Consider the following 17,113-nt stretch of genomic DNA (forward strand, 5'->3'; position numbering starts at 1 on the left):
TCAGTCTGCACCCGGCAGGGTGGCAATCGTCCGCAGCAGCAGCGCGATGTCCCCCTCGCGCGAAAGGCGGTGGTCCCCGTCCTTGACCAGCATGACCTGCACGTCGTCTGAACGCAGCGCATCGGCCAGCCGCAGCGCCGTCTGCCACGGCACGTCTGGGTCCGCCTGCCCCTGCAGCACGCGCACCGGGCCGGTAAAGCCAATCCCCTGCTCCAGCCGCAGCAGCCCCTGCCCGTCGCGCCAGAACCCGGCATGGGTCGGCGTCGGCTCCGGGCCATAGGGATTGTCCTCAAGCAACGTCTCGCCCGCCGCCAGCACTTCCTTCTGCTCCGCCGTGAAGCCCCACTCGGTGAAGTCCGGCGCCGGGGCGATGCCCACCAACCCGGCCACGGCACCGCCCAGCACCTCGGCCACCAGCAGCATCAGCCACCCGCCCATGCTCGATCCGCACAGGATGACGCTGCCCAGCCCCTTGGCCCGCACCAGCGCGACCACTTCGTCGCGCCAGCGGGAAAGCGTGCCATCGGCAAAATCGCCCTTGCTGCGCCCGCATCCCGAATAATCGAGCAGCAGGCACGCCCGCCCCGCCGCGTGCGCCCAGCGCAGCACCGCCTGCGCCTTGCCCCCGTCCATGTCCGACATGTAGCCGGGCAGGAACACCACCGCCGGCCCCGCCCCGGGAAGGAAGCGGTGCGCGATCTTCAGTCCGTTGGGCCCGTCGAACCACGCGACGGGCGCGATTGCATCAATATCCATGCGCGCAGCCTAGAACCGGTCCCCCCGCGTGCGCAACCGCATGGGGTGGCGGCGCGCGATTCGATAGGCTAAGCGCCTGCGCACCGGTCTGGCGGATTCCCGCCGTCCCATCCCGCTTTCCAAGAGAGTTCCGATGTCAGAGCTGCTGAAGATCACCCTGCCCGATGGTTCCGTGCGTGAAGTCGCGCCCGGCACTACCCCGGCAGACATCGCGGCGGCGATCGGCCCGGGCCTCGCCAAGGCGGCGATCGGCGCGCGCGTCGATGGCGAACTGTTCGACATCATGCGCCCGTTCGAAGGCGATGCGCAGCTGGCGCTGGTCACCGCGCGTGATGAAGCCGATGCACTGGAACTCGTCCGCCACGATTACGCCCATGTGCTGGCCGAAGCGGTGCAGGCGCTGTTCCCCGGCACGCAGATCACCTTCGGCCCGGCGACCGACGACGGCTTCTACTACGATTTCGCGCCCAAGGACCGGCCCTTTACCGAGGAAGACCTGCCCGCCATCGAAGAGGCGATGCGCAAGATCATCGCCGCCGACAAGCCGCTGCGCCGCGAAGTGTGGAGCCGCGAGGACCTGATCGCGCGCTGGACCGAACAGGGCGAAACCTTCAAGGCCGAATGGGCCGCCGAACTGCCGGGCGACGAGCCGCTGACCGTCTACTGGTCGGGGGGTGACTGGCTCGACATGTGCCGTGGCCCGCACCTTGCCAGCACCGGCAAGCTCGATCCGCAGGCGTTCAAGCTCACGCGCGTTTCGGGCGCATACTGGCGCGGTGACCAGAAGAACGCGATGCTCAGCCGCGTCTATGGCACCGGCTGGCTCAACAAGAAGCAGCTCGATGCGCACCTGACGCGGCTTGAGGAAGCGGCCAAGCGCGACCACCGCAAGCTGGGCGCGGAGATGGACCTGTTCCACCTGCAGCAGGAAGCGCACGGCAGCGTGTTCTGGCACCCCAAGGGCTATCGCGTGTGGCGCGAACTCGAAGCCTACATGCGCCGCGCCATCGACGCCGCCGGCTATCGCGAGGTGAAGACCCCGCAGGTGATGGACGCCCGCCAGTGGGAGCAGTCCGGCCACTGGGGCAAGTATCGCGAGAACATGTTCGTCATACCCGATGAAGTGCCGAACACCGAGGACGAAGGTCCGGTGATCAGCGGCGAGGCGGACTGGATGGCGCTGAAGCCGATGAACTGCCCGGCCCACGTGCTGATCTTCCGCCAGGGGCTGAAGTCCTATCGTGACCTGCCCCTGCGCCTTTATGAAAACGGCTGCTGCCACCGCAACGAACCGCACGGCGCCCTGCATGGGCTGATGCGCGTGCGCCAGTTCACGCAGGACGATGCCCACATCTTCTGCCGTGAAGACCAGATCGTGTCGGAAGTGCGCGCCTTCTGCGAACTGGCCGACCGCATCTACAAGGACTTCGGCTTCACCTATTCGATCAAGCTCGCCCTGCGCCCCGAAAAGCGCTTCGGCAGCGATGCCGATTGGGACAAGGCCGAGGACGAGCTGCGCAACGCCGTGCGTGATGCCGGCCTCGCCACTGCCGAATATGGCTGGGAAGAGCTGCCGGGCGAAGGCGCGTTCTATGCGCCCAAGCTGGAATGGCACCTGACCGACGCGATCGGCCGCACCTGGCAGGTGGGCACCATCCAGTCGGACCGCGTGCTGCCCGAACGGCTCGATGCCGCCTATGTCGCCGAAGATGGCGAAAAGCACCGCCCGGTCATGCTCCACCGCGCGATCTTCGGCTCCTACGAACGCTTCATCGGCATCCTGATCGAACACTTTGCGGGCAAGCTGCCCACCTGGCTCGCCCCGGTGCAGGCGGTCGTCGCCACGATCGTCTCCGATGCCGACGGCTATGCCGTTGAAGCGACCGAGAAGCTGCGCGCCGCCGGAATCCGCGTGGAAAGCGACCTGCGCAACGAGAAGATCAACTACAAGGTGCGCGAACACTCGCTGCAGAAGGTCCCCTTCCTGCTGGTGGTGGGCAAGCGCGAGGCAGAGGAAGGCACCGTCGCCATCCGCACCCTGGGCGAACAGGCGCAGAAAGTGGTTTCGCTCGACGAAGCCATCGCCCTGCTCAAGACCGAGGCACTGGCGCCGGACCTGCGGGCGTAACGCGGAATTAAGTGCTTCTACGGTAAAGGCCCGGCTCTCGTTAACAGGGAACCGGGCCTTTCAATCCATGTCGATGCACTTCCGCCAGCTTGCCCAACAGGCCGCCGCCGACGGCACGATTTCTCCCGACGAAGTGCTCGCCCTGCGGCGCGAGGCCTGGCCCGACGGGCGGATCAGCCCCGACGAGGCCGAGGCGATCCTTGCGATCAACGATCATGTGACTGCGCCAACGGCGGAATGGACCGACTTCGTGGTCGAGGCGATCTGCGAATTCGCCCTGAACGCCACCGATCCGCGCGGCCATGTGAGCGATGAGACCGCAGACTGGCTGATCGGCCGGATCGAGCACGATGGCCGGCTTGATACGATGACCGAGCTGGAACTGCTGGTGCGGCTGGTGGAAAAGGCGGAGAGCTGCCCGGAACGGCTCAAGACCTTCGCACAGGTGCAGATCGAACGCGCCGTGGTGTTTGGCAAGGGGCCGACCCGGCGCGGCGCAGACCTGCAGCCCGGCTGCATCGGCGATGCCGAATGCGCCCTGCTGCGCCGCCTGGTCTTCGCCGCCGGCGGGGACGGCCCGGCCCGCGTCAGCAAGGCCGAGGCGGAGATGCTGTTCCGCATCAAGGACGCCACCCTGGGCGCAGACAACGCCGCCGAATGGCAGCGCCTGTTCGTGCAGGGGATCGCCAATTACCTGCAGGGCTGGCAGGGCCTGAAACTTACCAACCGCGCCGAAGCGGCCCGGCTTGAAGCTTTCGTCAACGACCGCACCAGCCACGTCGGCGGCTTCTTCGGGCGGATGGCGCGGGTGAACGGAAACGGCTTCCTGTCCGCCACGCGTGAAGTCGCCTTCGGGCGCAAGGGCGCGGCGCGCGACATTGCCGGCGAAGCGGCGGGCGATGCGCAGGTGACCGATCTCGAGCGCCTGTGGCTCGACGCGCGGATCGATGCGGACGACACGCTCGATCCGCTGGAAAAGGCGCTGCCGGAATTCCTCAAGCAGGCTTGATCTCGCGTAGTTTCACGTAAGGCCGGGCAACGCGTCCTTCAGTCGGCAGGGTCGATCCTACCGCTTGATAAAAAGCATGATCGGGCACGTCTTTGTGGGAGACGCGCCGCGATCGAGGGGCGCGATCCGATGTCGAGTGAAGCCGTTGCCATTCCGATACCGCGCATGGTCGCGGGCGATACCGCAGAGCGCCGCCGCGCCGCGCGCCTGCCCAACCCCGCGTCACAGGGGCCGGACCGGCGCACCCGCCGGCTGGTGGATATTTCCCCCTTCGGCTGCGGGCTGGAGGTGGCGGAGGCGGCCTATTACCAGGCGGGGCAGTTCGTGCAGCTGAACTTCGAGGAAGCCCTGACCATTCGCGCCATCGTGCGCTGGACCGGGGAAACGCGGCTGGGGCTCGAGTTCACCCGTCCGCTCGCTTCGGCAGAGATCGAAGCGGCGCTGACACCGGGCGTCTCAATCGGCTTCAACCGGCTTTGAACCAGCCTCAGTCCGTCTCAGTCGCTCTCAACCCCTTCTCAGTCGTTCTCAACTTACGCCTTTTTCAGACGGTGAAGCTCTCTCCGCAGCCGCACGCGCCCTTGGCATTGGGGTTCTGGAACACGAAGCCGGCAGTGAAATCGTCCTCCTGCCAGTCCATCGTGCTGCCGATCAGATAGAGCACCGAGGCGCCATCGATGAAGAAGGTGCCGCCCGGAGTCTCGATCCGTTCGTCCATCGGATTGGCTTCGCTGACATAATCGACCGAGTAGGCAAGGCCCGAACAGCCGCGGCGCGGGGTGGAAAGCTTCACCCCGATCGCGCCTTCGGGCGCACTGGCCATCAGCGTGGCGATTCGGCCTTCGGCGCTGGGCGTCAGGATCACGGCGGCGGGGCGCTGACGGGTCTTGGTGGTCGTTTCGGTCATCACGGCACCTATATGGGGACTGCTTACAGCATTCCCAGTTCGAGCTTGGCTTCGTCGCTCATCTTCTGCGGATCCCATGGCGGATCCCAGACGAGATTGACCTCGGCATCGCGCACGCCCGGCACTGCGGCGACGCGCAGTTCCACTTCGCCGGGCATCGATTCCGCCACCGGGCAGTGCGGGGTGGTAAGTGTCATGGTAACGGCGACATGCCCGTCATCACCCACGTCCACGCCATAGATCAGGCCAAGATCGTAGATGTTCACCGGGATTTCCGGATCGAAGATGTCACGCAGAGCGGCGATCACGCCTTCATAGACATCGCCACCCGGCTCGCCGGCAGACACGCCTTCGGGCTTGGCGGCAAGAAACCCTTCGAGGTAGTCCTTCTTGCGCTCCAGCTTTTCGGCCGGAGACTCCGCGCCACTTTCTTCCACGGCATCCTCCACGAAGGCGCGGCGAGGGGCCGCGACGCCTTCCACTTCCTCAACGGCGAATTTGCGCTCGTCCCCGCGGTCCTGTGTCATCAGGCGAAAATCCTCATCGTCCGTTCGATGCCGCGGACCAGCGCCGCCACATCGCTTTCATCGCTGTAGATGCCGAAGCTGGCCCGCGCGGTGGCGGGCACGCCCAGGTGCTCCATCAGGGGCTGGGCACAGTGGTGCCCGGCGCGGATGGCCACGTTCTCTTCATCCAGGATCGTGCCGAGATCGTGCGGATGCACGCCTTCCAGCGCAAAGCTGACGATGCCGGCGCTGTCTTCCGGCCCGAACAGGCGCACCGTGTTGATCCGACCGAGCGCCTCGCGCGCCAGCCGCACGAGCCCTGATTCATGGGCATGGATCGCGGCGAGGCCCTTGTCCTTCACGAAATCTGCCGCCACGCCGAAACCGATGGCTTCGACGATGGCCGGGGTGCCGGCCTCGAACCGCTGCGGCGCGGGAGCCCAGGTGGTCTTTTCGAAGGTGACCCGGTCGATCATCGAGCCGCCGCCCTGCCACGGCGGCATGGCGTCGAGGATTTCGGCCCTGGCCCAGAGCGCGCCGATACCGGTGGGGCCATAGAGCTTGTGGCCTGAAAACGCATAGAAATCGCAGCCCAGCGCCTTCACGTCGACCGGCAGGCGGGCGACGGCCTGGCAGCCATCGAGCAGGATCTTCGCGCCCACGCCATGCGCCAGCGCCACCGCGCGCGGGGCATCGAGCACCGAGCCGAGCACGTTGGAAACATGCGCCAGCGCCACCAGTTTGTGCGCCGGGGTGAGCATCCGCTCTGCCGCGTCGAGATCGATGCGGCCATCGGCGGTGAGCGGGCAGACATCGATGGCAAGCCCGGTGCGATCCTGGATCAGCTGCCACGGCACGATGTTGGAATGGTGTTCAAGCTGCGACAGCAGCACGCGATCGCCGGGCTTCAGGTTGGCCACGCCCCAACTCTGCGCGACGAGATTGATCGCCTCGGTCGCGCCGCGGGTGAACACCAGTTCGCTGTCCTCCCCCCCGACCAGCGCGGCGACACGGCGACGGGCCGCCTCATATCCCAGCGTCATCTCGGCAGAGCGGGTATAGACCCCGCGGTGGACGGTGGCGTAGTCCGCACCGATGGCGCGGGTCATGGCGTCGATCACCACCTGCGGCTTCTGCGCGGTGGCGGCGGTATCGAGATAGTGCCAGCGCCCGCCATCGGCATTGCGCAGGCCGGGCCAGTCTTCGACACGGGTGAGCGTTTCCACGGTCACAGCAGGCCCTCCAGCGCGGCCAGTGCCGCCGCAGTCAAGGTTTCCTCTTCACCTGCGCCGATGAAGGCTTCGGCGATGAAGGCCTGCAGCATCAGCTTCTTGGCCTCTGCCGGGGGCAGGCCGCGCGACTGCAGGTAGAACAGGCCCATCGCATCGAGCTCACCCACGGCGCAGCCGTGCGCACACTTCACGTCGTCGGCGTAGATTTCCAGTTCCGGCCGGGCGTTGGCAGTGGCGGTGCGGTCAACCAGCATGGCCCGGACGGACTGTTCGCCATCGGTGCCCACCGCGCCGCGATCGACGCGGACCTTGCCGAGATAGGTGCCGGTGGCGTGGCCGGTGAGGACCGAGCGGATCACCTGGCGCGAAACGGCATCGGGTTCGGCATGGACGACTTCGGTGACGATCTCCAGCACCTGGTCCCCGCCGCCGAGCTGCGCCGCGCCAAGGTGGAACCGCGCGCCCCTGCCCAGCGTGACCTTCACCGCCAGCCGGCCATAGGCGCGCCCGGCGTTGAGCAGGCGCAGGTCGAATGCGGCGTCCGCGCCGAGCACGATCTCGATCTCGCGCGCCTGCGCGGCATCGCCTTCGGCCACGATCGAGAGCGCACCCTGTTCACCCGCCGCAACATGGATGACCTGCGGCTGCAGCGGCCACAGACCCGCCAGCGCCGCAAGATCGGCGTAGCGATAGGCCTCGTCGGCATGGGTGGGCAGGTCGATCACGCTCATGCGGCCACGGCCTCGTAACCCTGCTCTTCCAGCTGCAGCGCCAGTTCGGGGCCGCCCGACTTGACGATGCGGCCGCCCGCAAGGACGTGCACGAAGTCCGGCTTCACATAGTCCAGCAGGCGCTGGTAATGGGTGATCAGCAGGACCGCGCGATCAGGCTTGCGCATGATGGCGTTGATGCCTTCACCGCAGATGCGCAGCGCGTCGATGTCCAGGCCCGAGTCCGTCTCGTCGAGGATCGCCAGCTTGGGATCGAGGATGCCCATCTGCACCATCTCGGCCCGCTTCTTCTCGCCGCCGGAAAAGCCGACGTTCACCGGGCGCTTGAGCATGTCCATGTCCATGCGCAGCAGGCCGGCCTTTTCCCTTGCCAATTTGAGGAATTCGCCGCCCGAGAGCGGCGCTTCCCCACGCGCGGTGCGCTGTGCGTTGAGCGCTTCGCGCAGGAACTGCACGTTGGACACGCCGGGGATTTCCACAGGGTACTGGAAGCCCAGGAACAGGCCGGCGGCGGCGCGTTCGTGCGGGTCCAGCGCCAGCAGGTCTGCCCCATCGAAGCTGACCGAACCGCCGGTGACCTCATAGCCCGGACGCCCGCCGAGGGTGTAGCCCAGCGTGGACTTGCCCGCGCCGTTCGGCCCCATGATGGCATGGACCTCACCCGCGTTCACGGTGAGCGAGAGACCCTTGAGGATCGGCTTGTCGGCGACGGTGGCCTGCAGGTTTTCGATATTGAGCATGGTCATCCTTGGGTGCGCGGGCCACGGGGCGCGCCGGAACGAGGCCCACCGGGGCGCGGGCCACCCGCGTACGGTCCGCCAGGCCGAGGTCCGCGCGGCGAGGCCGCGCGAGCGGGCTTGTCGGGGCGTTCGAATGGTTCGTTGATGGCGCGCACGATCTGCTGCGTCACGCGGTCGAGATCAGCCAGTACGTCCGCTTCGGCGAAGCGGAGGACGCGGATCTTGGCGTCGGCCAGCTTGCGGTCCTGCAGTTCACCCACTTCCGGGCTGACGCCTTCGGGCGTGATCGCCACGACCAGCCAGCGCGAGGGGCAGGTGAAATCGACGATGGTCGAGCCGACCACCGCCTTGCGCGTGAACTTGATGCCGCCAAGCTGCGCGCCGGAAAGCCGCGCCCACAGCGCCCTTTCCGCATCGCTCATGTGGCGGCGTTCCTCGCGTGCGCGTTCCTTCAGGCGCTCTTCGCGTTCGGCACTGGGCTTCCAGCGCTTGTCCGCGCTGTCTTTGGGGGCGGCGTCGGTGCGGACGCTCAGGGTCTTCCTCATGATGCGTCCTTCCTGGCGCCGGAACAGTTGGCGAGGTAATCGGCGCGCGCTTCATCGAACAGATCGCGCCAGGCGCGTTCGATGGCGCGCGCATCGTCGAGCTGCTTCTGCCGCGCATCGAGCTGCGCCAGAGCGGTTGCCGCAGTGGCTTGACCGGCGGGCGAGGCCTGTGCCGGCGCGGGCGCGGCGAGCAGGGTGGCGCGCTCGGCGGCGATGGCGCGCTGTTCGGCATAGATTGCCGCGGCGAACTGCGTGCGCCGGTGCGGCTCATCCTTGATCAGCGCGCGGATCTCGCCCCGGTCACACGCCTTCACCGCGGCGAGGACGGGTTCGGCATCTGGCACCGGCACGGCCATGAGGAAGACGGGCAGCGGAATCATCCCACGCTGCCTTCAAGGCTGATGCCCAGCAGCTTCTGCGCTTCCACCGCGAATTCCATGGGCAGCTGCTGCAGCACTTCCCTGGCGAAGCCATTGACGATCAGGGCCACGGCCTGTTCCTGATCGAGCCCGCGCTGCATCGCATAGAACAGCTGGTCGTCGCTGATCTTGCTGGTGGTCGCCTCGTGCTCGATGGTGGCCGATGGGTTGCGCACCTCGATATACGGAACGGTGTGCGCGCCGCAGTCCCCGCCCAGCAGCAGGCTGTCGCACTGGGTGAAGTTGCGCACGCCTTCGGCCTGCGGCGCCACGCGGACGAGGCCGCGGTAGGTGTTGTTCGACTTGCCGGCGCTGATCCCCTTCGACACGATCGTCGAGCGGCTGCGCTTGCCGTTGTGGATCATCTTGGTGCCGGTATCGGCCTGCTGGAAATTGTTGGTGACCGCCACCGAGTAGAACTCGCCCACCGAATCCTCGCCATTCAGCACGCAAGAGGGGTACTTCCATGTGATGGCGCTGCCGGTTTCCACCTGCGTCCACGAAACCTTGGACCGCGCGCCCTGGCACAGCGCGCGCTTGGTCACGAAGTTGTAGATGCCGCCCTTGCCGTCCGCATTGCCGGGGTACCAGTTCTGCACCGTGGAATACTTGATCTCGGCATCGTCGAGCGCGACGAGTTCGACCACCGCGGCGTGGAGCTGGTTCTCGTCGCGCTGGGGCGCGGTGCAGCCTTCGAGATAGGAGACATAGGCGCCCTTGTCCGCCACGATCAGGGTGCGTTCGAACTGCCCGGTGTTTTCCGCGTTGATGCGGAAATAGGTGGACAGTTCCATCGGGCAGCGCACGCCTTCGGGAATGTAGACGAAGGTGCCGTCGGAAAAGACCGCGCAGTTCAAGGCGGCGAAGTAGTTGTCGTGCATCGGCACGACCTTGCCCAGCCAGCGCTTCACCAGATCGGGGTATTCGCGGATCGCTTCGGAGATGGAGCGGAAGATGACGCCTGCGGCTTCAAGCTCCTTGCGGAAGGTGGTGGCGACCGAGACGCTGTCGAACACCGCGTCCACCGCCACCTTGCGCGCGCCTTCCACGCCGGCGAGCACCTTCTGCTCTTCCAGCGGGATGCCCAGCTTTTCATAGATGCGCAGGATTTCGGGATCGACCTCGTCGAGCGATTCCAGCGTCTTCTTCGCCTTGGGCGCGGCCCAGTAATAGGCTTCCTGGTAATCGATCGGCGGGATGTTGAGCTTTGCCCATTCGGGCGTGGGCATGGTGAGCCAGTGGCGATAGGCCTTGAGCCGCCATTCCAGCATCCATTCCGGCTCGTCCTTCTTCGCCGAGATGAAGCGGACGGTATCTTCGGACAGGCCCTTGGGCCCGTATTCCTGCTCGATGTCGGAAGACCAGCCATGCTCGTAGTCGGCAACGCGCGCGGCGGCGTCACGCGCGGCCTGGTCCTTTACGGGTGTTTGCTCGGTCATGCGGCCCCCTGCGCCGCGGCAACGGCCATGTCCATAGGGTGAAAGGGTATTTGTGGCGCGGAAAGCTGGGTCAGGCTGATCCCGGCGAGCGCGCCGCGCAGCGCGGCATCGACCATCGGCCAGTGCGGGCGCACCACGCAGGCGCCCTCCAGCGTGCAATCGTGGCGGCCGCCCTCGCTGCAGGTGGCAAGCGCGATGGGCCCCTCCACCGCCTCGACGATATCGGCGAGCGTAATGGCGGCGGCAGGGCGGGCCAGCTTCAGCCCGCCGCCTGCGCCGCGCGCGGATTTGATCAGGCCGGCGGCGGAAAGCTTGCTGACCAGCTTCTGCACGGTGGGCACGGGCAAGCCGGTCTCGTCCGCCAGCTGCTGTGCGGAGACGCGCGCCGATCCGCAATGGCGCGCGGCGGCGCACATCGTGACGACGGCATAGTCGGCCATGCTGGAAAGTCGCATAATTCCGCCTGCTTGCAGCCTTGGGACAGAACCCGAACGGGTAATCGGACTGATTCGTTCCGGTTATCTAGGCGCGAGGATGCTGCGGTGCAAGGCAGGGCGGGCCATCCTTTGGTACAGGTCAGCCGCGGGCATCGACATCCTGCGCCACTGCGCCGACCAGCGGCGTGATCTCGCGGAAATTGCGCAGGTCCAGCAAGGCAGACAGCATGGGCTGGTCACCGGCGCCGAGGCGCGCCGGGGTGCGGCCCGCAAACAGGCGCATTTCGCGGATCATGTGCGACTGGTCATAGAACTGGTCCTGCACCAGGGCGACCTGATCGGGCGGCAGCGAAGGATCGGCCAGCAGCGCCGCGGCGCGCAGTGCGCGATACTTGCGCGCCAGCTGCTTGGGCGGCAGGCCGAAGTACTGGTCCACCAGGCGCTGCAGCTGCCGCGCCGAATAGAGCGCGTTGCGGGCAAGGTCGTCCACCCGGGGCGAAAGGCTCTGGCCCAGCCAATCCGCCACGCGCCCCATCAGCGCCACGTGGGCGCCGGGCACATCGCGCAGCAGCGGGCCAAGAGCCGCGCTCATCATCGCGGCGCAATCTGCGGGCCACAGGCGCCCGGCGTTGTAATCGGCAGCCATCGCCTGGCCCATTGCATGGAGCGACGGATCGATCAGTTCTGCCGCATCGCGCAGCCGATTGCCGTGCTCCGCAGCGGAAAGGCAGCCGGTGAGCGCCGCCCAGCCCAAGGGCGAGAGTGCGGCACCGAAAGCATGCCACGGCCCTTCGACCAGCACCGGCGCGGCGGCGGCGAGCGGGGTCATCACGTTGACGAGATGGCTGGGATCGACGCGCCCGTCGCGGAAGAACATCTCTCCCCGGCCCTGCATGAACACGGCCAGGATGCCAACGCCGGCTGGCTGGATGTCGGCAATGCGCGGCTCTTCGCAGCGGAACAAGAAGTAGGTGGTGACGAACGGCGCCAGTTCAGGCGGAGGGGGGATGTAATCGAGATGGATCAGCGCGGCACTGGTCAGTTCCGCCCCGGCCAGCGGATTGCTGTCCAGATTGTGCGGTGGAGCCATCAGTGACGGTCTGCGGGCAGAGAGATTGGAAGGTCGGCAAACGGTTTCATGCCGCGCGAAAAGGCATGGTTGATTGCCAGCCTGTCAAGCAAATGCACTGTCAAGATGTCATTTTGGAGCAATCCCCTTCGGTTCACGGCGCGAAGAGGGCGAATTGCGGACAAAAAAGGGCGGCCGAGCCAGGGCTCAGGCCGCCTTGAAGTCGAGAACCCAGCACATTGCTGCACCGAGCCCTTCGGGTCGCACGGGCTGCCTATGCGATGGATCGATTCGCGAATTGTATGGATTCGACAAAATGGGTGGCACGATGGCCACACCGATGAAAAATCAACGAACAAGTGCAAACCAAGAGGCAATTTGGAGACAGTTTGGTATTGGCGGCTTGGCGCGCCCGGACAATAGAGCGCCGCAACCGTTTACCGACCCAAACCCGCGCGAGAGAGCCGACGCTTCATGTTGTACAAGGCGTGCCGCCCGCTGCTGTTCCGCATTCCCGCCGAGCCTGCCCACCGGCTGACCATTGCCGCACTGCGCAACCTGCCGCGCGGACCACGCGCCGCGCCCGAAGCCAATCTGGCGCAGCGGGTGGCCGGAATCGTCTTTCCCAACCCGGTCGGCATGGCCCCCGGCTTCGACAAGAACGCCGAAGTGCCCGATGCGATGCTGGGCAACGGCTTCGGCTTCGTGGAGATCGGCACGGTCACGCCGCTGCCGCAGGACGGCAACCCCAAGCCGCGGCTGTTCCGCTTGGTGGAGGACCGCGCGGTGATCAACCGCATGGGCTTCAACAACGAGGGAGCCGACGCGGTGGCCGACCGCCTGCGCGCGCGGCAGGGCCAGCCCGGAATCGTGGGCGTGAACATCGGTGCGAACAAGGATTCGGTGGACCGCATCGCCGATTACGCGACGATGACGCGGATCATGGCGCCGCTGGCAACGTATCTGAGCGTCAACATTTCCAGCCCCAACACGCCGGGCCTGCGCGCGTTGCAGGACGAAGGCGCGCTGAAGGAGCTGCTGGATGCCGTGATGGAGGCGCGCGCCACCAGCACCACACCGGTGTTCCTGAAGCTGGCGCCGGATCTCGCCACGGCAGACGTCGACGCGATCAGCCGCATCGCGCTGGACAAGCGGCTCGACGCGCTGATCGTTTCGAACACCACGATCACCCGGCCGGGACTGCAATCGCGCTATGCCGCGGAGACGGGCGGCCTGTCTGGCGAGCCGCTGCGTGCGCTGGCGCTGGAGCGGCTGCGCGATTTCCGCAAGGCGACCGGCGGCGCCATCCCGCTGGTGGGCGTGGGCGGCATCGCTTCCGCCGAGGATGCCTGGGTGCGGATCAAGGCGGGGGCCAACCTGGTCCAGCTTTACAGCGCGCTGGTCTATGAAGGACCGGCGCTGGCCCGGCGGATCGTGACCGGGCTGGCAAGGAAGGTGCGCGAGGAAGGCTTCAGCAGCATTGCCGAGGCCGTCGGCACCGAATAGCCTGCGCCGCATGGCCATTCGCATACCGCTGTTCGCGCTCGCATCCTCGCTGTCTCTCGCCGCCTGTGCGCCCTTGCCGATGGCCGGGCCGCCCGCTGCCCCGCCGGTGCCGGCATCCACACCCCATCGCGCTGACAACGCGCCGGTTGATGGGCCGGGCCTGGTTTCCGCAGCAGACCCGCGCGCCGCCGCCGCAGGTGCGCAGATGCTGCAGCTGGGCGGATCGGCCACCGACGCCGCGATCGCCACGATGCTGGCGCTGGGCGTGGTGGAACCACAGAGCAGCGGCATTGGCGGTGGGGGCTTCATCGTGATGGGCGATGCGGCGGGCAAGGTGGAGACGATCGACGGGCGCGAAGCTGCCCCGGCAGCTGCCACCCCGACCTGGTTCTATGCCGAAGGGCTGCCGATGCCCATCCGCGAAGCCATTCCCGGCGGGCGCAGCGTGGGCGTGCCGGGCAACCTGCGGCTGGCCGCGCTGGCGCATACCAAGCACGGCAAGCTGGCCTGGCGCACGCTGTTCGAACCCGCGATCCGGCTGGCGCGCGACGGCTTTGCCATCACGCCGCGCCTGAATGCATCGCTGGCCATGTTCAAGGAGACCGCGGCGCTCGATCCCGCGGCGCGGGCGCTGTTCTTTGACCCGGCCGGCAATGCCCTGCCCGTGGGCACGGTGGTAAAGAATCCGGCGCTGGCGGCAACGCTGGAGCGCATCGCCGGGCGCGGCGCGGATGCATTCTACAGTGGGGACAACGCCGCCACCATCGCCGCCAAGGTGGGCACCAGCCCGATCAATCCTGCACCGATGACCACGGCCGACATCGCCGCCTATCGCGCGATCGAGCGACCGCCGGTGTGCGGAACGTATCGCGCCCATCACATCTGTTCCATGGGTCCGCCAAGCGCGGGCGGGATCATCGTTATCCAGGCGCTGGGCCAGCTGGAACGCTTTGACCTAAAGGCGATGGGGCAGAATTCCCCCGTAGCCTGGCACCTGATCGCCGAAAGCGAACGGCTGGCCTTTGCCGACCGTGACCGCTTCATCGCCGACCCTGGCCTTGTTTCGGTGCCGACGCCGGGCCTGATCGATCCATCATACATCGCGGCGCGGTCCGCGCTGATTTCGGAAAAGGCCACCCTGCCCGCTGTCCAACCGGGCAGCCCCGCAGGAGCGGGCGCGGACTACGCCATGGCCGGCCCGGTGGACGAACACGGCACCACGCACTTCGTGGCGGTGGACCGCGACGGCGCGGTGGCGAGCTACACGTCCACGGTGGAGAGCGGCTTCGGATCGGGCCTGATGGCGAACGGGTATTACCTGAACAACGAGCTGACCGATTTCAACATCGTGCCCATGCGCGATGGCAAGCCGACCGCCAACAGGGTGGAAGGCGGCAAGCGGCCGCGCAGCTCGATGAGCCCGGTGGTGGTCTATGGCCCTGATGGCACGCTGCGAATGGCCGTGGGCGGCGCCGGTGGCATGACCATCCCCGTGCAGGTGATCCGGGCCATCATCGGCACGCTCGATTGGGGCCTTTCCGCGCGCGAGGCGCTGGGGCTGGGCGTGGTGATGCCGATGGGCGACATGCTGGGCGTGGAGCAGGGCACCGCGCTGGAAGGGATGATCCCCGCGCTGCAGGCACTGGGCCATGCGCAGGTGCGCGCGATGCCGCTGCGGCTTAAGGCCAATGCGATCGAACGCGTGGGCAACAGCTGGCGCGGTGCGGCCGACCCGCGCAGCGAAGGGGCCAGCGTGACACCCTGATGGCGGGCAATGGGGCCGCTTGCCGTAAGGGCAGGCGCGCCCTACGTTCGGAATCAAGGATCGCGCGTTGGCGGACGGGCGACGGCGGGTCAGGGGATCACGGGTGCAGCTTTCCGATTTCGCGACGTTTCCGAATCTTGTTGCCATGTTTCTTTCGCGCGCGGCGGAGCGGGGCGATGCGCCGTTCCTGTGGGCCAAGTCGGGCGGCAAATGGCATTCGCGTTCATGGCGGCAGGTGGCCGACGAGGTGTGCCTGCTGGCGCAGAACCTGCGCGCACTGGGCCTGAACGATGGTGACCGGGTTGCGCTGATTTCCGAGAACCGGCCCGAATGGTGCATCGCCGACCTGGCGATCATGGCGGCGGGGTTGGTGACGGTGCCGACCTACACCACCAATACCGAGCGCGACCACCTGCACATCCTGGAAAATTCGGGCGCGCGGGCAGTGATCGTGTCAACGCCCAAGCTGGCCCAGCCGCTGCTTTCCGCCGCCCTGCGCGCGCCGTGCGCCGAGTTCGTGATCGGCATCGAACCGTTGAAGCAGATGCAGGCGAGCACGGTATCGTTCCGCGAATGGAGCGACATGACCGCCGGCGATGCGGCCACCGCCCGCGCCGATGTGGAGGCCCGCATTGCAGGCATCGGCCGCAGCGATCTGGCCTGCATCATCTACACCAGCGGCACCGGCGGCGCCCCGCGCGGCGTGCGCCAGCACCACGGCGCGATCCTGTGCAACGTGGAAGGTGCGGCCTTCATCCTGTCGGAAGACTTCGGCTGGGAGGAAGAGATCTTCCTCTCGTTCCTGCCGCTCAGCCACGCCTATGAACACACCGGTGGCCAGTTCCTGCCCATCGGCATGGGCGCGCAGATCTATTACGCCGAAGGGCTCGACAAGCTGGCGAGCAATATCGAGGAGACGCGCCCCACCTTCATGGTGGTGGTCCCGCGCCTGTTCGAAGTGCTGCGGGCCCGGATCATCAAGCAGGTGGAAAAGCAGGGCAAGCTGGCCAATTACCTGATGGGCCGGGCGCTTTCCATCGGCGGCCGCAAGGCGGATGGCAAGGGCCGGTTGATCGACATGCCGATGGACGCGGTGCTGGAACGCATCCTGCGCCCCAAGATCCGGGCGCGCTTCGGCGGACGGATCAAGGCGATGGTATCGGGCGGGGCGCCGCTGAACCCGGAAGTGGGCGTGTTCTTCGACGCCATGGGGCTGACCATGCTGCAGGGTTATGGCCAGACCGAGGCGGGTCCGGTGATATCGTGCAACCGGCCGGCGGTGGGCCTGAAGATGGATACGGTGGGACCGCCGCTGAAGGGCGTGGAGGTGAAGATCGCCCCGGATGGCGAGATCCTGGTGCGTGGCGAGCTGGTGACCCACGGATACTGGCAGAACGAGCCCGAGACCGAGCGCGCCATCCCGCGCAGCGGCCCGCAGGCGGGCTGGCTGCACACGGGTGACATCGGGCACCTCGATGCCAAGGGCCGCATCGTCATTACCGACCGCAAGAAGGACATGATCGTCAACGACAAGGGCGACAACGTCTCGCCCCAGCGGATCGAGGGCATGCTGACGCTGCAGCCTGAGATTGCGCAGGCGATGGTGAGCGGGGACAAGCGGCCCTACATCGTCGGGCTGATCGTGCCCGATCCGGAATGGGCGCTGGAATGGGCGCGCGCGCAGGGCGAACACTTCGATTTCCGCGAGCTGCAGGACCTGCCCGCGTTCCGCAACGCCATCCGCGCGGCAGTGGACCGGGTGAACAAGGACTTGAGCGTGACCGAAAAGGTGCGCCAGTTCACCTTTGCCGACGAGGCGTTTTCCATCGACAACGAGGAGATGACTCCCAGCCTGAAGATCCGCCGGCACAAGATCAGGGAACGCTATGGCGCGCGGATCGACGCGCTCTACAAGGCGTGATCC

Annotated in this window: 17 protein-coding genes; 6 read left to right on the forward strand and 11 right to left on the reverse strand. The window is 67.0% G+C overall.

Annotated elements, in window-relative coordinates; genetic code table 11:
• The gene (locus POM99_RS08610) at positions 1 to 756 is read right to left on the reverse strand and encodes an alpha/beta hydrolase (RefSeq protein ID WP_277276752.1); all 756 of its coding nucleotides are present in this window, start codon (positions 754 to 756) and stop codon (positions 1 to 3) included.
• Positions 757 to 889: 133 nt separating this feature from the next.
• Between POM99_RS08610 and thrS the strand changes: the two genes are divergently transcribed.
• From thrS to POM99_RS08625, 3 genes are all read left to right on the forward strand, one after another.
• Entirely contained in the window at positions 890 to 2,884 is a 1,995-nt protein-coding gene (gene thrS / locus POM99_RS08615; protein WP_277276754.1) for a threonine--tRNA ligase, read from the forward strand.
• Positions 2,885 to 2,951: 67 nt separating this feature from the next.
• Positions 2,952 to 3,893 carry a hypothetical protein gene (locus POM99_RS08620; protein ID WP_277276755.1) on the forward strand — a complete coding sequence of 314 codons (942 nt, stop codon included), beginning with the start codon at positions 2,952 to 2,954 and terminating at the stop codon, positions 3,891 to 3,893.
• 129 nt (positions 3,894 to 4,022) lie between these two features.
• Entirely contained in the window at positions 4,023 to 4,373 is a 351-nt protein-coding gene (locus POM99_RS08625) for a PilZ domain-containing protein (RefSeq protein WP_277276757.1), read from the forward strand.
• Between the two features lie 64 nt (positions 4,374 to 4,437).
• Here the strand turns inward: POM99_RS08625 and POM99_RS08630 are convergent, their stop codons facing one another.
• The 10 genes from POM99_RS08630 to POM99_RS08675 form a co-directional block, all read right to left on the reverse strand.
• Positions 4,438 to 4,800, reverse strand: a complete 363-nt coding sequence (locus POM99_RS08630) for a HesB/IscA family protein (protein WP_277276758.1) — start codon at positions 4,798 to 4,800, stop codon at positions 4,438 to 4,440.
• Positions 4,801 to 4,823: 23 nt separating this feature from the next.
• Positions 4,824 to 5,327 (reverse strand): SUF system Fe-S cluster assembly protein, encoded by a 504-nt coding sequence (locus tag POM99_RS08635; RefSeq protein ID WP_277276760.1) that lies wholly within the window; start codon positions 5,325 to 5,327, stop codon positions 4,824 to 4,826.
• Positions 5,327 to 6,538, reverse strand: a complete 1,212-nt coding sequence (locus POM99_RS08640) for a cysteine desulfurase (RefSeq protein ID WP_277276762.1) — start codon at positions 6,536 to 6,538, stop codon at positions 5,327 to 5,329. Before POM99_RS08640 ends, POM99_RS08635 begins: the two co-directional genes overlap by 1 nt.
• Positions 6,535 to 7,269, reverse strand: coding sequence for a SufD family Fe-S cluster assembly protein (locus tag POM99_RS08645; RefSeq protein WP_277276764.1), 735 nt, complete (start codon positions 7,267 to 7,269; stop codon positions 6,535 to 6,537). The genes POM99_RS08640 and POM99_RS08645 overlap by 4 nt, the downstream gene beginning before the upstream one ends.
• A complete protein-coding gene (sufC, locus tag POM99_RS08650; RefSeq protein ID WP_277276766.1) occupies positions 7,266 to 8,009 on the reverse strand; it encodes a Fe-S cluster assembly ATPase SufC in 744 nt (247 codons plus the stop codon). The genes POM99_RS08645 and sufC overlap by 4 nt, the downstream gene beginning before the upstream one ends.
• Positions 8,010 to 8,011: 2 nt before the next feature.
• Complete coding sequence (locus POM99_RS08655) at positions 8,012 to 8,554, reverse strand: endonuclease domain-containing protein (RefSeq protein ID WP_277276768.1); 543 nt, start codon at positions 8,552 to 8,554, stop codon at positions 8,012 to 8,014.
• A complete protein-coding gene (locus tag POM99_RS08660) occupies positions 8,551 to 8,934 on the reverse strand; it encodes a hypothetical protein (protein ID WP_277276770.1) in 384 nt (127 codons plus the stop codon). Before POM99_RS08660 ends, POM99_RS08655 begins: the two co-directional genes overlap by 4 nt.
• Positions 8,931 to 10,412, reverse strand: coding sequence for a Fe-S cluster assembly protein SufB (gene sufB, locus POM99_RS08665; protein WP_277276772.1), 1,482 nt, complete (start codon positions 10,410 to 10,412; stop codon positions 8,931 to 8,933). Before sufB ends, POM99_RS08660 begins: the two co-directional genes overlap by 4 nt.
• The gene (locus tag POM99_RS08670; RefSeq protein WP_277276774.1) at positions 10,409 to 10,867 is read right to left on the reverse strand and encodes an SUF system Fe-S cluster assembly regulator; all 459 of its coding nucleotides are present in this window, start codon (positions 10,865 to 10,867) and stop codon (positions 10,409 to 10,411) included. Before POM99_RS08670 ends, sufB begins: the two co-directional genes overlap by 4 nt.
• A 121-nt stretch (positions 10,868 to 10,988) precedes the next feature.
• Positions 10,989 to 11,939, reverse strand: coding sequence for a helix-turn-helix domain-containing protein (locus tag POM99_RS08675; protein WP_277276776.1), 951 nt, complete (start codon positions 11,937 to 11,939; stop codon positions 10,989 to 10,991).
• A gap of 453 nt (positions 11,940 to 12,392) precedes the next feature.
• Here POM99_RS08675 and POM99_RS08680 point away from each other — a divergent pair, with 453 nt between their 5' ends.
• The 3 genes from POM99_RS08680 (at position 12,393) to POM99_RS08690 (ending at position 17,110) form a co-directional block, all read left to right on the forward strand.
• Positions 12,393 to 13,424 carry a quinone-dependent dihydroorotate dehydrogenase gene (locus POM99_RS08680; protein WP_277276778.1) on the forward strand — a complete coding sequence of 344 codons (1,032 nt, stop codon included), beginning with the start codon at positions 12,393 to 12,395 and terminating at the stop codon, positions 13,422 to 13,424.
• A gap of 10 nt (positions 13,425 to 13,434) precedes the next feature.
• The gene (locus tag POM99_RS08685; RefSeq protein ID WP_277276780.1) at positions 13,435 to 15,189 is read left to right on the forward strand and encodes a gamma-glutamyltransferase family protein; all 1,755 of its coding nucleotides are present in this window, start codon (positions 13,435 to 13,437) and stop codon (positions 15,187 to 15,189) included.
• A gap of 145 nt (positions 15,190 to 15,334) precedes the next feature.
• Complete coding sequence (locus tag POM99_RS08690) at positions 15,335 to 17,110, forward strand: AMP-dependent synthetase/ligase (protein WP_277276782.1); 1,776 nt, start codon at positions 15,335 to 15,337, stop codon at positions 17,108 to 17,110.
• Positions 17,111 to 17,113: the final 3 nt, after the last annotated feature.

The organism is Novosphingobium cyanobacteriorum (assembly GCF_029436685.1).
In the GTDB taxonomy this organism is placed as follows: Bacteria; Pseudomonadota; Alphaproteobacteria; order Sphingomonadales; family Sphingomonadaceae; genus Novosphingobium; species Novosphingobium cyanobacteriorum.